9 protein-coding genes are annotated in these 15469 nt (G+C 54.6%); 3 read left to right on the forward strand and 6 right to left on the reverse strand.

What is annotated here, in order from left to right:
* Positions 1-87 precede the first annotated feature (87 nt).
* Positions 88-654, reverse strand: coding sequence for a hypothetical protein (locus tag OEV49_11340; GenBank protein MDH3891668.1), 567 nt, complete (start codon positions 652-654; stop codon positions 88-90).
* A complete protein-coding gene (locus OEV49_11345) occupies positions 647-1954 on the reverse strand; it encodes an HDOD domain-containing protein (protein MDH3891669.1) in 1308 nt (435 codons plus the stop codon). The genes OEV49_11340 and OEV49_11345 overlap by 8 nt, the downstream gene beginning before the upstream one ends.
* 266 nt (positions 1955-2220) lie before the next feature.
* On the opposite strand from OEV49_11345, the gene OEV49_11350 reads away from it, so the two are divergent.
* From OEV49_11350 to OEV49_11360, 3 genes are all read left to right on the forward strand, one after another.
* Complete coding sequence (locus tag OEV49_11350) at positions 2221-4089, forward strand: PKD domain-containing protein (GenBank protein MDH3891670.1); 1869 nt, start codon at positions 2221-2223, stop codon at positions 4087-4089.
* A gap of 343 nt (positions 4090-4432) precedes the next feature.
* Entirely contained in the window at positions 4433-6799 is a 2367-nt protein-coding gene (locus OEV49_11355) for a cation:dicarboxylase symporter family transporter (GenBank protein MDH3891671.1), read from the forward strand.
* A 39-nt stretch (positions 6800-6838) separates the two neighbouring features.
* Positions 6839-7390 (forward strand): 4Fe-4S binding protein, encoded by a 552-nt coding sequence (locus OEV49_11360; GenBank protein ID MDH3891672.1) that lies wholly within the window; start codon positions 6839-6841, stop codon positions 7388-7390.
* 211 nt (positions 7391-7601) lie between these two features.
* On the opposite strand, the gene OEV49_11365 is transcribed toward OEV49_11360, so the two are convergent.
* The 4 genes from OEV49_11365 to OEV49_11380 all read right to left on the reverse strand — a co-directional run bounded on the left by OEV49_11365 (position 7602) and on the right by OEV49_11380 (position 15304).
* Complete coding sequence (locus tag OEV49_11365; GenBank protein MDH3891673.1) at positions 7602-7946, reverse strand: hypothetical protein; 345 nt, start codon at positions 7944-7946, stop codon at positions 7602-7604.
* A gap of 530 nt (positions 7947-8476) precedes the next feature.
* Positions 8477-10045, reverse strand: a complete 1569-nt coding sequence (locus OEV49_11370; GenBank protein ID MDH3891674.1) for an Ig-like domain-containing protein — start codon at positions 10043-10045, stop codon at positions 8477-8479.
* A 388-nt stretch (positions 10046-10433) separates the two neighbouring features.
* Entirely contained in the window at positions 10434-11309 is an 876-nt protein-coding gene (locus tag OEV49_11375; GenBank protein MDH3891675.1) for a helix-turn-helix transcriptional regulator, read from the reverse strand.
* 413 nt (positions 11310-11722) lie between these two features.
* Entirely contained in the window at positions 11723-15304 is a 3582-nt protein-coding gene (locus OEV49_11380) for a hypothetical protein (GenBank protein MDH3891676.1), read from the reverse strand.
* Positions 15305-15469 lie beyond the last annotated feature (165 nt).

Raw genomic sequence — 15469 nt, forward strand, 5'->3', positions numbered from 1 at the left:
GCCGTCGTTCTGTGTGCGGCTCAGTGACATAACAAGCGGTAGAAACCGCGGTCACTGCTCTCGATGTTCAACGGAGACCATTACAGTTCATTCCAGCAATGAGTCCCCATCCAGTTTTTCCAACAGAGCGATCACCTTTTTTCTATCTTCGGCCAGCGCCGCCGTCTCGCGGAAGAATTGGGGGAATGTGGAGTTGGCTTTGATCAGCATCAGGTTGAGACTAATCAGCAACTCTTTATCGTCCTTCAGGAGGTTATTCAGGTTCGCGTCCACTCTACCCAAAACCGTACTCACATTCTGGAACTTGTCACTGAATTTGTCGTTTATTGTTCGCTGATCCGAGACGACCTGCTCGACCTGTTTGCGAACAAGCTCGATAGAACGCCGCTGTTCTTTACTGGTTTCATTGACTTCACCGCGGATCTTATCCTGCATCTGATTCATAGAGGGACCGTGTGAGTCGAATTTCCGTTCCAGGTTTGTCAGCCTGTCTTCGAGACGTTTCAAGTCGTTACGACACTCCTCGACGTTTGAGCTTATTCTGGTCAGCTCCGTCAAGGTGGGTCCTAGTACCAATTCAATCTGATCCTTCAGTCGGGATTTCAACTTCGGGTAGACGATGTCGGCGATTCGTTCAAGTATCCAGTCAAACAACCCTGTATACCTCCTCCTTAGAACCTACGGAATCTTGATCGGTATCAGTTTCCACGTCGTCGATTCGTTTCCGAATCTGGTTGCACAGATCAATGGAACGCTCTTTGGACCTTCGCAGTCCGTCCATATCGTCGGCGATGTCTTCCAAACGGGCAACCAACTCGTCGAGTGTCAATACCGGCTGAAAGTCTGTCGACTTTTCGTCCGGTATTTCCGTATCTCGCACAATTGGCAACCTGCCGGCGATATATCGAGTAAGGGTACGTTCGTATTCCTCCCAGACTTCTCTTTCATTGTCCATCTGATCGCCGACTAGTACTTGCGTTAGTACGTCGGCCGCAGCTCGCGCCTCAGACGGTTCCAAGCCCTTGTTTAGAAGTCCCTTGTACAAGACCCAGTATGCCCCCTCCTTAAGGGTCTCGGGGGGACCAACGTCGATTTCGAGCATCTCTGCTTCACGCTTGAGAACCGACGGCAAGGCCAACTCAATCTGCTCTCGATCAGTAGGGTCCAGTCCGAGGGAAACGGATAGCGGACCTTTGTCCTGATCACGATCCGCCGTTTCAGTTTTCCGCGGAAACACGGAGAAATTCGACATTAGATTGGCCAGAGCTACTATTGCGGCCAGTTGCAAATCAGGATCGTGGTCGAAGCCGTTAAGTACTTGTGAACTCTGATGCTCACCGACAGCCCGGCAAATGGATACCGGCATATTCCAATACAGTAGTAAATGCTGGCCGGCTTCGGTATAGAGCGTCTTGAGTTGCCCTTCATCGAGGCCGTCTTCGGTTTCTGGGGACTCGACCGATGGGTGAGGGAGTTGGGACCGGTTCTCCTGATGTCGTTTAGCAACCAACAGGATTCCAATATCATGAACGAGACCGGCTACGTAAGCTTCGTCGGGTGTCGGATAACCACACTTTTGTGCTATTCTCCTGGATGCGATGGCCACTTCCACCGAATGTCGCCAAAACCGATCGCGATCCACACCACCTAACCAATCATCCGTTATGCCTCTAATTGCAGAGGGTAAGACCAGGCCAAGGATTCCACTCCACCCAAGTCGTGCGGCAATTTCGCCCGAGTCGGCGATCTTCTGCCTTTGCCCAAAATATGCTGAATTCGCAAGGTTCAGCACTTTGGCCGAAGTAGGGAAGTCGTAGTTGATTACAGCAGCCAAGTCGGCCACTGAGGCAGTTTTGTCACCGGCAATCCTCAGAATCGCAGCCAGATTTTCCGGCAGCGCCGGAAGTTCTCTCATTCCTGAAACGAAGTGTTTGTCAGTCGTCTTGGGCATCATAGATATCAATGTCCTTTTGCTACTCCTCTATTTATCGGTCACACACTACCTATCTTTAGGTGTCGCATACCATTTGTGGTGTGTTTAACCCGAAGAGATAGGCTCCTTGACTACTGCGGCTTTGACCAACTGGTCACCACACACGAGCTACTCATCACAATCGCATTGCTAAAACACGGACAGAAACGTAGATTATACCATCGCAACAACCCCTCGCACTGCCCATTGATTAAACATCGACCGCCACACCAGCGAAGGAGTTGAACATGACCTACAGGACGTTCGGCAGCAAGGCAGCGAGTGGTAACACAATAGCCCAAATCATCATGGTGGCAGCATGCGTCCTTTTGCTATTAGTCGTACCGCATTCGGCAATAGCCCAGCAGGACGGAGCCACCAACCAGGAGGACATCGATCTGGGCTGCCATACGTTCACCCGGTACCGGCAACTTACCGGCGACAGTGAAATGCGAGCCGCCTGCCCCACCGAAGGGGTGTGCGATGATCCCTTGATCCGTGATAGCTGGCTGGTTGAACCAGGGCAGCCGGTCCAGACAATCCGCGCCTTCTTCCACGTAGCGGCCGAAGAGGATTGCAGCAACCCGGTCATCTCCGAAGAGGACCTCCTGGACGCGTTCGACAGTCTGAACGCACAGTTTCTTCCATACGGTATCCAGTTCGAGTGTCAGTGGGACCTTGTCTGCGATTCCGGTTTTGCGATTCTGGAAAGCTTTGCCGAGATTAACGCCATGAAGAACTACTCGGCCGTCGAACCCGATCACTACCTGAACATCTGTGTTGGCCGTCTGCGAATCGAGGGTATGGGCTGGTTCTCTATGGGGACGTTTCCATGGTCCAGTTGGTCGCTGATTTACGCCGGCGGGATTATCATGGACTATCGCCACATGCCACCCACCAATTACTCCACATTGACCCATGAAGTCGGCCACAATCTGGGCCTTCACCACACCCACCACGGCACCACCGAGGTCAGCCAATGTGGTCCTTGCTACGAAATGCCGCAAGCCGAGGGTCGCGACACGGTCGGTGACCTCTGTTCCGATACACCTCCCACTATTCCCTGGTATGGAGTGTGCGGGATGATTCTGGGGTCCGATCCCTGTAGCGGAGTTCCCTGGCCGCCCGGCGATCCGGAAAACTACATGAGTTACAGACAAAGCCATTGTCGTTCTGCGTTCACTCAGCAGCAGGCCGCCCGTATGCACTGCTGGACGCGCGATCTCTTAATGGGCTGGATCAAGACAGCCGATATTGAGACCGACATCACCGATGGACCCTCGCCGTTGCAGGTCAACTTTAGTGGTATCCCGCACAAAGAGATTCTCTCGTGGCATTGGGATTTTGGTGACGGTAACTCGGCCTATGTGCAGAATCCTGTCCATGCCTACAACCAAGCCGGCCTGTTCGATGTGACTCTCACTATCGAAGCTACCGATGGCGAGTTTTACAACCTTCAGCAAGAACTTATCTGGGCGCAGGCGGAGTCGCTCATCGTACCTATCGTAACGGCAGCGGTTGGCCAATCTTGCCGCGTTGATATTTATGCCACCAACACTCTGCCGACTTCGGAGATTGTTCTGCCGTTCAGCTGGGCCGGTCCCCTTGAGGTACAGTTTGACTCTGCTTCAACCTACGGATTGCGCTCGACGGCATTTGACAGTCGCGGCATGATTAACCTCAGCCCGGCCAATAAACGCGGCGTCTATAGGTTCCGCTCGACCGAAGGATACCAACTGCCGCCGGACAGCGGCGCTATAGTCAGTCTGTACTTTACGTGTCCGAACGGAGTTACTGGAGATACCAACCCGGTTACGATTACGTCCTACGGTGGGTACGCTGCGCTGTTTACCACGAGTCGTGGCTCGGTCACACCTATGCAAGTTGCAGGGGCGTTGGTTGTCTGCATTCCCGGTGACATTAACAACGACGGTCTTGGCCCCGACATTTCAGACCTGGTATACATGGTGGATTACATGTTCAATGGCGGACCTCCGCCTGAGGTCCCGGCCACCGCCGATGTCGACGGTTCCGGCGGGCTGATCGATATTGCCGATTTGGTCTACCTGGTCGATTTCATGTTCACCGGCGGCCCGGCGCCTGAGTGTGCGATTTAGGTCATCCACCCAGAGTCCGACAAGCGTCAGGCCCCCGCCCCAGAAAGGCCTTGCCTCAAACCGGCTAATTCTGTATCCTGATATAGTATGTACTGGCAATTAGTACCATTGAATGAGTCGCGAAAGATCAAAGCAGGCGCGGCTCCCAACGAAAGTCCAGATTTGCGCGGCAGGGGCGGACGTCTTTGAACAGGGCTTTCGAGAATCCCGGCATGATGAGGTTGCTTGAAAGGGCCTGAAAAGGTCAGGCCAGAGAAAAGTGTAGTGTAAATTGACCCGATTTCGCTCCAATAACAAGACCGGGAACAAAAGCGAAACGGGTAGAACAGCGGTGTAAGAGGATATGACACAAAAAGTTAGATGGGTTGTCGCAGCGATGACCGTGCTTGGGGCTCTGTTGGGAGGTTTGGCCGGGTATATGAAGCCCGAGCTGATGAATTCTCTTGGTTTTATCGGGGGATTGTTTGTGAACGGCCTGCGTTTGGTCGTTCTGCCGTTGATTATTGCCGGCCTGGTGGCCGGCGTGGCCTCGATTGGTCAGTTTCGTCGTACCGGTGGCGCGCTTGGGGTCGGGTTATTTTATTTTCTGGGCACCACCGTAATAGCTATGGGGATCGGATTGCTTTTGGTCAGTCTGATCGGCCCCGGCGTGGGGGTGGATCAGAGCGCGGGTTTTGTCCCGCAACAGATTTCGCGGATTGGTGAGATTACCGCCGGTGATGTCTTCGGACGCTTTATCCCTACCAGCCTAACCAGCGCCGCTCTGAGCGGCAACTTTTTTGGCATCATACTCTTTTCGATGGCCTTTGGCCTCGTTCTGTCAACCCTGGGCGCCCAGCAACGGGTGATCGTGGACTTTTTCCGCGGGCTGCGTGATGCCATGATAAAGCTGGTCCCGTACTTGCTCTATGCAGCGCCGGTGGGGCTGTTTTTTCTGGTGGGTCAGGCGGTGGCCGCTGCCGATATCAGCGGGTCGGCTGCTTTCACCCAGTTGGGTACTTATCTGATTGTCGTGTTTGGCGCTTTGCTGATTCATGGTGTGATAGTGATCCCGCTGGTACTGAAGTTTTTCTGCAAACGATCACCTATTGACTACTTCGCCAAGTTCTTCCCAGCTTTCGGCACTGCTTTGGGCACCGGGTCATCATTGGCCACCCTTCCAGTAACTTATGAGTGCGTCGTTGACAAGGCGCGAGTGGATAACCGAGCCTCCGCTTTGGTGATTCCCCTGGGGGCAACGGTGAATCTGGATGGTAGCGCCATCACCGGGGTGGTGGTGGCCATGTTTGTGGCGCAGGTGTTCGGGGTAGACTTGTCGGCTCTTCAGACCCTGATGATACTGGGTGCCACGCTGGCGGTGTCGATAGGCACGGCTGGTTTGCCGGGGTCATCACTACTGACAGCGGCCATAGTGTTCAACATTGCCGGATTCCCGACCGAGGCATACGCCGGACTGGGGCTTGTAATCGCGGCAGACTGGTTGGTCGATCGTGGTCGGGCCGTGGTCAATGTGTGGAGTGATGCCGTCGGAGCCGCCTTTGTTGATCAGCGCATGAAAGCCGCCGCTGTGGCTGCCTCGAAAAGCCTTGTTCGCCCTCAGAGGAGTGTTACGCGGGATACCCGAGACGGTTACAGGCGTGACGGTTCGCGCGGTCGTGACCGCCGCTCGGCCAACGGGCGAGAGGGTAGAGAACGTGGACAGCATCAGGGTGAAGACAGACGTCGTGGCGGCAGCCGGGACGGACGTCAACCGCGTGAGCGAGGCAACCAGGGTCGCGATCGGATTCCGGCCCAAGCTGGAAAGCAAGACCAAGCCTCACCGTTCGCCATGTCGGGCAACAACAAATCAAGCTTTGATCAGGACGCCTCCAAACCGGTAACGGAAAAAACGCCCGAGCGCCGCACCAGGCCGTCCTCCCGATCATCCATGGGGTCACGACCGGAGCGCTCCGCCCCCGCTGCCCGAACCTCCGGGCGCAAGAGAGTCCCGGCAGATCGTCAGAAACAACCGGGGCCAAAACGTTCACCGGAATCCGGCCCCGACCCGAGGCAACGGAGACAACGCCCGGCGGCTCAGCCTGCTCCGGTGGATAAAGTGCCTGCGCCGACGCCCGAGGCGTCATCGCATGAACTCCATCCGAAGACTATCGAGCGCGAGCGGGAACGAGTCAGCGCCCAATTGTCTGCTCTTAGACACAACGAGCGACAGGCTCAATCGAATGGTCCCGAGAAGGCGAATGAGCCATCTGAAGAGTCTCAAACACCTGCACGCGTCGAACCAATCGGCGAGGCTTTTCCCCATATTGATTATTCAGAATCCGACCGCCCACCGGCATCGGCTGAAAAGCCGTCCGGTGATCGGCACCGACCAGCCTCTCGCCCTACGGAGAGGCCGCCCGTCGACGCCGTCAAGACCGGTTCTATGAACGAAGCGGATAATGGGGATAGACCCCGTGAAGAACCGGCAACGGTAGTAGCAGAGGCCGTCGCAGATGTGATGACCGATGATTCGGCTGAAGGTTCAGAGCCGTCATTCGGACGCAAGAAGGTGCGCAAAGGAGAAAAGTTCAAAAGCGCCGCCAAACCCGAGGCGACCGACCAGGAGACATCGCAGTCCGGGCCGCCCGATGATACAAAACATCCGGACCCCGGCGCATACGAAGTTGAGAAACAGTCTTTTGGGCGGGCCAAGAAAAAGCGCACTCGTTGAACGGGCCGATAGAGAAGGTCCTGAACATCGGAGAATCCATTGACGACCGACAGTCTGGCTTTTCATTACGTCTGTCGACCGGAGGAGGCGGCTAAACTTGTTGCCAATCACGACCGGTTCTGGGTCGTGGAGTGCGGCTGCCGCAAAAGCCGTGACAATAAGTGCTCAAGCGTCAACCATGAGATCTGTCTGTGGTTTCATGGCGATATGCACGCCGACTTTGGTCGGCGTCGTGAGATCAGCCGTGATGAGGTTTCCAGAATCCTCAGGCAGGCCAAGGAAGAGCGATTGGTCGCAAGGCCGTTCCGAAATGATCAGGATCGTTCCATCACCGAGGGAATCTGTTTTTGCTGCGACGATTGCTGTTACTATTTCGTCAAGCCGGGTGAGAAGTGCGATAAAGGGAGTTTTGTCCAACAGACCGATCTGGACGCTTGCAGTCTATGTGGCAGTTGCGAGTCGGTTTGTTACTTTGGCGCCCGAGAACTGAATGACGGCTCGATGAAAATCACTCGCGACCGTTGTTTTGGCTGCGCTCTCTGTGTCGATGTTTGTCCCGAAGAAGCAGTCCGGATGGTCAAAGCGGGGTGACAAGTCACCCATAAATGGGATTCAATCGCATCGCGCCTTGTAACCTCACCCCGAGCATCCCACAACCTCACCCTGAGCATCCCACAACCTCACCCTGAGCGGAGTCGAAGGGTGAAAATGTTAGGCTTTGTCACCCCGGCGAAGGCCGGGGTCCATCTTCTCTTACGGGTGGGTCCATGCCGGCGCCATTTGTTGGCGGGTATGAAGGCGCCTAGAATCTCAAAAGCCTACGGATTTCCTTGGCAGCTCCCCGATTCCATTTCTTAATCTTCTCCAACCCTGCTTTTCGGTCCATGTAAGCTGAAACGGGTTTGCACCTGCCCAATGCTAACTTGTAACAATGCATGGTAATCATATCGAATATCTCACGACCGTGGTGATCCGTAAACGATGCTGCGCCACTTGCTGGCGGTATCAAGAATCTGAAAGGGTCGTCCAAGACTTCCAGTGGATCGTTGGCCACGCGCTCTCGTTCAATGAATGTGACAGTGGGTGTTTTTGCCATGTAAATACGGTTGAGTTCGTCTTTGTCAACACTGGTTCTGTACTTAATCATGTAAGGACGACCGCCAGGCGAATCCTGGCCAAAGATCGCCCCTGTCTCGTCGAAGCCCTTCAAATACCCAAGACAAATACTTATGTCTACCGGTTTTGCATCTCCAACACGGCACCAAGCATGACCTCCTTGACCCACAGTCGAGCACAACAGGGTTTCAAACCTGATGACTACGTCGCCTAGTATGATGGAACTATCAAAACCCAGAAGGCGTGCGAGCAAAAACACATGAAATGCGTGTTCCCTGCAAAACCACCCGAAATCCCATCCACCGTCCACCTGAAACGGAGGTTCGGTGTAAACCAGATTCAGATCACTCTTGATCGAATTCGACAGGGCTGATTCGACTCGCGTTATGTCAGTCACCACGGCCGGTTTCCACTCCTATTTGACTCACCCAACATCAGGCAATCAACTGAAGCATGGATTCCCGCCTGCGCGGGAATGACATCCCAGGTGCACTTGTGTGTGTTTCACACGGGGCCTCGAGGTACCATTTCCAACGTACCAAAAAGAAGGCCTAGGCTTCATCAGAACGGATTCTTGCGGGTGGCTGCTGCTTGATTCGGGCGTGACTGACGTCCGCTCGGACTTTCGACGTAACCCTCACCGATGTAGCGGTTTTCACGTGGGATGGTCACATAACCCGAATCCTGGTCCGGCACCCAGTCCGGCAGGAAACTCTGCTCACTTAAGAACCATAGATTGATACTGACCATGTTTAACGCAGACGGCGAGGACATGTCCGACCAGGCCAGACCGAACTCCAACAGGTTGGTGTCGGCCGGCAGATTAAGATAAGAAAAGCCACCGGGGTCATACACCGCTACCCAGGCGCCGCTGGGGCCGGAAGTCGGGTCCCAGCGCGCAAACGCATCCAAGCCGTGCAGTCCGACGATAACCCGATACTCTGCGCCCAGGCCATTGAGCGGTGTGCCGTCGAAATCGGTGCGGCCGGTGCCACCGTTCCGGTCGGTGTCGAAGTAGATACCCAAATCCAAAGTGGTATCGTTGACCGGGTCGGGACCCCATGCTTCCGAGAACTCATATCGGAATTCAAGCAGGGTATCGCTGCTGCGGGCTAAGATTCTTCGTATGTCGGTGGGCCAGTTCAGGTCGTTTTTATCGGTGATGAGTTCCTCCCATTGGTAGAACAGCGTGATCGTATCAGAAAAGCCGACCCGCCCACCCGCTTCATAGGCGCGAGTATGGAATGTGTGCTCACTGGCCAGGGTTTCTGAAGATGCATCCCACAAGAACTCATACGGCTCACTGCTGTCATCGGCGGCCGCGACATGCACGCCATCGAGGTAAAACTCGACTTTCGTAATCGCCACCGGATGGTCGGCCAGCACTCCGATAGTCACAGTATCACCGATAATCATGAGGTCGGAGGGTGTCCAGATAAAGGCGGTCGGTATCATCGGATCAGGGCCGGTAGTGAAACTAAAGACATACGGGGCGGCCAGTTTGTTTCCGAAAGTATCGGCCACTGTCGTATCCAGAGTGGCGGTGTATTGCGTGTTGAACTCAAGCGTATCGTCGGGGGTGAAGACTGCCGTGCTGTCGGTGTAGGATACTGTTCCGGGTACGCCGCCGCTGAGACCGAACGAGGCTGTGGTGAGGGTGGTGGCATTCATGGTCTTGGAGAAAGTGGCGCTGATCTCAGCCGATGCATCGACATTGGAAGCGGAGTTGACCGGATCGGTCGAGATTACCAACGGCGGAGTTGTGGCCGGATTGCCGGCGGTAGTGAAACTCCAGTTTTTGTTGTTTTGCAGGTGGTTGCCGGATCGGTCGGTGACACCGGTAGTGATCGACAGGGAGTACACCGTCTCATATTCCAGGCCGGTGGCCGGATTGTAAAAGACCGTATCGCCGTTGTATACAAAACTCCCGGTCACGGACGGGCTTATTCCGAAAGTGGCCGGTGTGATTTTGTTGGAGTCGATCGGCTCGGAGAAGATGACCCGAATGGTTTCACTCACCGCCACATCGATACTGCCCTCGGTCGGCAGGACAGTCTCGATTTCCGGAGGAGTAGTATCCCCAGCGGGAGGGGAATCTGTGCCCGGACAACCGAAGTTGAAAGCGGTCAATAATCCCAGGAGAAGGCTGAGAATCAGAGTCTGGTTCAGTCGTTTTCTAATAATTCACTCCATCGATGGCTTGGATTTCAATCTACAAAGCTTATATACATTTGTCGACAAAACGATGCAACTGGAGAACTCGGTTTTTGAGTTGGTCATGTTAGCTAAGATTCATCCTTCGACTCCGCTCAGGATGAGGTGGAGGGGTGCGCAGAGCGCGAGAAGGTGATTTATCACCGCGGCGGGTGGCCGCCTCAAGTTTTGCTTGGGGCGGGAGATCAAGACAGTAGATTCATCCTTCGACTCCGCTCAGGATGAGGTGTAGGGGTGCGCAGAGCGCGAGAAGGTGATTTATCACCGTGAAGCGCAAGGAACCCATTTATGGGTGATCTATCACTCAAACAGTTTGCAGGTAGGAGGCCAAGTTGGTCTGATCGCTTGTGATGCCCAGCTTTTTGCGAATTCGCTGCCGCTGTTTCGATACGGTGTGAAGGGATACGTCCAGAGTGACGGCGATTTCTTTTGATGACATGCCGTTTCTGATCATGGTACAAATCTCCCCTTCGCGTGGGGACAACATGCGCGACCGGTTTTCCAGATTGGACAAAAACGGTGAGGTAATATCTTTGAGGCTGTTGCTCAGAAGGGTCAGATAATGTTGTTCGGAAGGACTGACCTTGTTGGCCAGGGTTCTGAGGATCGGCCCGACGACCCGGTCGACATTGGTCTGCACTTGGCTGATTATATGTTGTTTCTCGTTTTCGATTTGTTCCAGCACCTCTCTCAGGGCAGTGTTCTTGTCTTTTAGAAGTTGCTGTTCTTCTCTTAGTTTCCCACTGGTCAGCTGCAATTTGAGGTCATCCTGCTTGTACCGAATGAAGGTGCTTATCTCGTTGGCCAGTGTTTCGAGGAGCATACTCTCTTCTTGCGGGAAAGGACCTTCATGATCCTCCGGATAGCTACCGCTGCAAAACACCTCGACCGTACCGACCCCTTCACCACCTGCAACAAGTTCTGCCGACCGACAGATTGTATTCTCGCGAAAACCGGCCGAGAGAAACTGGCGTCCCTGAAAAACGATTCTTGCGCACGTAGACTCAGGATCGGGCCACCCGGATGGCATGAGTTTGGCAGTTCGAGTGAGAAAGTCGTTCAAGCTTCGGTCGGGATCGTTCTTCAGACGTGATATCTCGTAGACACAAGACAACTCGTTTCGTGGTTTCGATTGAGTCGTCTTCTGAGACTTAGACTGCTTGGTGGTGCCTGGTACCATACTCCGTACATCGGCAGGCCTGTCCAATTATTGAACAGCGTGGTGTGGCCCCGCGAGGTCTCCTGTAGCTCTTGTAGGGCGTCCGCCGCGGCGGATTAGCGGTTCCGTCAATGGTATGCGGCAGAACCAGATTCGGTCCTGCAGTACTGTTTTCAGAAGTAGGGTGGGTCCGTCTTCGCCTGCGCGCCGCGGCGTGGACCCGCCTTTGTTGGCAGGATTGAAGACAAACCTACCCTACTTGCGCTGTCCGGCCGGTTCTGTAGGTCAGGTCCTTTACGGACCTGACAGCCGACAAGAAGCCAGGACCACGACCCGCCGCGGCGGGCTGACCTACGATCTCATGCTTTCACTCCACTCAGCATGAAGTGATAAATCACCGTCAGGCCAACCGCCCGACAGCACTCGACTGTCGATTACAAAGCCGTTTCAGCCGTCAGCCAGAAGTCGCGCGGATAGAGCCGGTGCACCGTCTGTGGTTGCTCAACGGTAGCAATGTACTCTTCCAACGAGGTAAACTGTGGTTCCGGTCCGATCAGGAAGAAGTTGGCGTCCTTGCTTTCGGCCAGCGTAGGACCATAGCCTATCAGTACCGGACCGTAGGTTGCTTCCATACGGGCACGAAGCTGGTCGTACAACCCGTTCTCACTGTCCTTAACATCAAGAACTTTCTGCCGGAAGGCGGCTACTTTTTCAGGCGGGAAGCCGTCGACCAAATCCCTGGCCATGGCCTGTCCCCGCGCTTCGTAGCGTGAGGGTGCTCGTGAGGCGCCGAATACCAGGGCCACGGCGTAATTGAGCAGAGCCGGGTCTTCCTCCGCCTCTTTGAGGACGCCTACTACGAAGCGCATGGTCTCGGCCACGTCCGGGCAACGTTCGGCGTAGTAGTTCATCCGCCCGGTGGCCTGGCTGTAACGATAGCCGTTACTGTAGGCAAGACCGGCTGCCCAGGTTTTCATGAAGATACCGTGGCCGCCACCGCCGGAGTATAGCTTACCGCTGAGACAATCGATAACAGCGTTGGAGCTGGTGTCATACTGATTGGCATGTTGAGCGGAGAATTGTAACACGCCGTTGCGTGTTCCCTCATGGATCAGGCCGACATAGAGCGGCTGATCCAGACCTGGCGTGCGGCTTTTCAGACGCTCAAGCACGCGCATGGAAGTTGCATACTGTTGTCGCGCCGATGATCTATCGGAATCCAGCTTGGCCACAAACTGTTCAATCATAGCCAGCGAAGCTTGTCGGTCGGCCGTATTGGAAATCATGGTCAAGCGAGCGTTGTCGGATGCTCTGATCAGTTTCAGCACGGCATTGAGGCCGTCCAGAGCCACTTGTGGTTGCGTCATCAGGTCGGCTTTAGTTTCGTTGCAGAGGTAAGCGAAGTCATCGCCCAGGTTGGCGTCGGGGATCTCATTGAGGCAGACCTTGAGTGATTTGGCGATTTCGACCACTTTATCCGCCGCCACCTCAGACAGACCGGAGAGATCGTGGCCAAGCGAGGCTTGCACTTCGGCGTTTTCTGAACTCTCGACGGCTGTGAGCAGTGCGGTCAAGGCCTCACGGTCGTTGCGCTTATTGAAACCGGCCAGGGCTTTGAGGTAATAAGACAGATCGGCCTGGTCTTTCTGATCACCCGGCTCGGTCAGCAGCCATTTCATTCGCTGCATGTGATGCGTTTCGGTTAGGAAACAGTAGGTCGACAGAAACAACGGGTTGTCCTGGAAACGATAACCATTGGCCGGGTAGCGGACCCAGTATTCTTCGGGACCCTTGGTGACATTGCGGTATGAAATCAGTTCCTGATCGATCACATCCATGATGCGTGGCAGGTTCTCCACCGCGAAATAGGGTGAGTAGAGTACGGCATCCATCCAGCCGAGGGCGTTCTCAAGTTCTTGTCGGTTGTTTCCCTGACCGGAGATTACCATCTCAATCCGGCCCGACTCCAGACTGTGATCATAGTATGCACTAACGCCCAGCACTTCACGCCGCAGACGTTCCTGCATTTCATCATAAGGAATCACTTCTCCGTCTTTGATAACGCCGACACCGGTCATGGCCGTGGTCAAAAACGGCAGGTAGACCATCAACGACTCCGGCACCACATCCATGCGCAGAGCCATTTCGAGGCGCGAGGCGGCCATGTTTTCAAAAGTCGAGGCGACCATCGGGATATTCCCCCCGACCATTACCGTTTCATACTTGAGTTTGCCGTCGAGGGTCAGCGGTGGATTGTCGATAAAGTCGGGTAGTTTATCGTTGGCCGCGGCTGCTTCGAGAACAGCCGTGTTGGCATCGAACTCTTCCTTGTAGCGAGCGATAGCTTCCTGCTCGTCGTCGGTGCCGTATTTCTTTTTGAACTCCTCGATATATCCGGCCAGACGTTTGTTTTTGGTCTCGGTGGCTTTGGTGAGCATCTCAGCCGACGGGGCGGCGCCTACCGCGTATGGTTTCACCGTGAGCATCTTCCAGCGATCGATCTCCTCACGCCAGAAGTTTTTGCCTGAGTCGAGCAACCGACCAAGCTCGGCATACCGTTCTTTCAATACCAATGACTTTCGGAAACCTTCTTCACGCTCCAGTCCGATCAAAAGCGACAACCAGCCCGAACCGGCGCCTGAGCGAAAGCCGAACATGGGGGGCGAGTTCAGGTACTTTACGGTCTGCTTCTCATTCTGAATCAGACGCGACCGAGCGCGCTTGTTAAAGTCGGCCAGTTCTGCAGATCCGTCGGCGAAATCATGCACTTTCTGCATCTCGGCAATAATCAGTGAACGCAGGCTGTCCAGCATCGGTTCGGTAACGTGCTCGTTTTCTATTCCGGTCAAGGCCATATAGACCGAAACTCCGAGATCGGTGTCGATACCGCTCCAAACATAGTTGCCGCCGACATCGACCTTTCTGGTTTGTGAGTTGATAAACAGATCGTACAGATTCGATGTCTGTCCGCTTGAAAAAGTCTCCACAAACAACTCCAGAATAAACAACTGGCCGGCATCAAGCTCAAGATCGTTGGGCCATGCAAACATGGTGTAGCCGGGGTCCTGGGGGTTCTCGCTGGGGTAGGTGGTAAGCTGCATGGTTCCGACCGGGGCCGAGGTCACCGGCGGGTAGCTGATAGCCGAAATACCGATAGCGATATCCGAGTCGGCTTCTTCCTGACAGCGTTCCAGGATACCGTTCATGTTTTGCAGGCATTCATCGACCGAGACATCGTCGGGGATACTCACCACGGCGCCCATCTGCGACAGATGATGCGTCTCTTTGTGGAATCTGCGCATATCGGCTGGTGTCATCTCGCGCATTACGTCCGGGTTGCCGCCGGAATTGTTGGAGAGGGCGTGGTCTTCACCGAAAACCAGTCGGTTCATGGCGCCGCCGTAGTAATACCAGGGCTTTTCAAAACTCGAAATCATCTCGGTGTAGACGGTACCCTTTTCGTCAATTGACAAAGAACCGTCGTTCTGGTCGACATTGACACCGATATGGCAGACCTCGCGGCGGATCTCTTCGTCGGTGAAATCCGGGTGTCTAAGCGCATATAGTTTGGCCTCGAAAATATCATAGAAAGTATCTTCACCGGCTGAGGTGTTGAAATGATAGCAGGTGCGAGACTGTGACGTGTAGGCGGTAGAGTTGGCCAACGACATATCCTCAAGCACGGATACATAGCGGCCGCGGTTCCCTTTGCCCAAAAGCAGGTGTTCGCAGGCATGCGGTTCGCCCATCGACGAGGTCGGCGGAGTTTTCACCCACATGAATGACTGCGGTACCGACTCGACCTGCATCAGGTCAATAATAAAGCCGTACTTGTCGGAGACAAACCGGGCGCCCATAACCTGACCGGCGCCGTTTTCGTACAGATTGACCACGCTGAAGCCGTGAAGCTTCTCATTTGGTTGTTGTGATTCGAGATTAGTGGCGGCCATCGCCGGCAGGGCCAGCAGCATTGCCATGGCAGTCAGAAGAACAACTACACGCATCCGATTACTCATCTCTTTACTCCTTCGCAAAGGCGTTTTTTTCGTTGATTTATCATACGAGCGAATAGAGGAAATGGCAACGGATTTGATTAATCTTGTTTGGCAGGCAAGCCTGCTTCTTGGCGCTACGCGCCTCGTCGGGTGGCCGTCTCAAACCTTGTTTAGGGTGGTGGCAAG

The sequence above is a fragment of the Candidatus Zixiibacteriota bacterium genome (assembly GCA_029860345.1).
Taxonomy (GTDB): Bacteria; Zixibacteria; MSB-5A5; order GN15; family FEB-12; genus JAJRTA01.

Coding starts and splice junctions, on each gene's coding strand:
- OEV49_11345 (MDH3891669.1), bottom strand. CDS start 1,954: ATGATGCCCAAGACGACTGACAAACACTTCGTTTCAGGAATGAGAGAA.
- OEV49_11350 (MDH3891670.1), top strand. CDS start 2,221: ATGACCTACAGGACGTTCGGCAGCAAGGCAGCGAGTGGTAACACAATA.
- OEV49_11355 (MDH3891671.1), top strand. CDS start 4,433: ATGACACAAAAAGTTAGATGGGTTGTCGCAGCGATGACCGTGCTTGGG.
- OEV49_11365 (MDH3891673.1), bottom strand. CDS start 7,946: ATGATTAAGTACAGAACCAGTGTTGACAAAGACGAACTCAACCGTATT.
- OEV49_11375 (MDH3891675.1), bottom strand. CDS start 11,309: ATGGTACCAGGCACCACCAAGCAGTCTAAGTCTCAGAAGACGACTCAA.
- OEV49_11380 (MDH3891676.1), bottom strand. CDS start 15,304: ATGAGTAATCGGATGCGTGTAGTTGTTCTTCTGACTGCCATGGCAATG.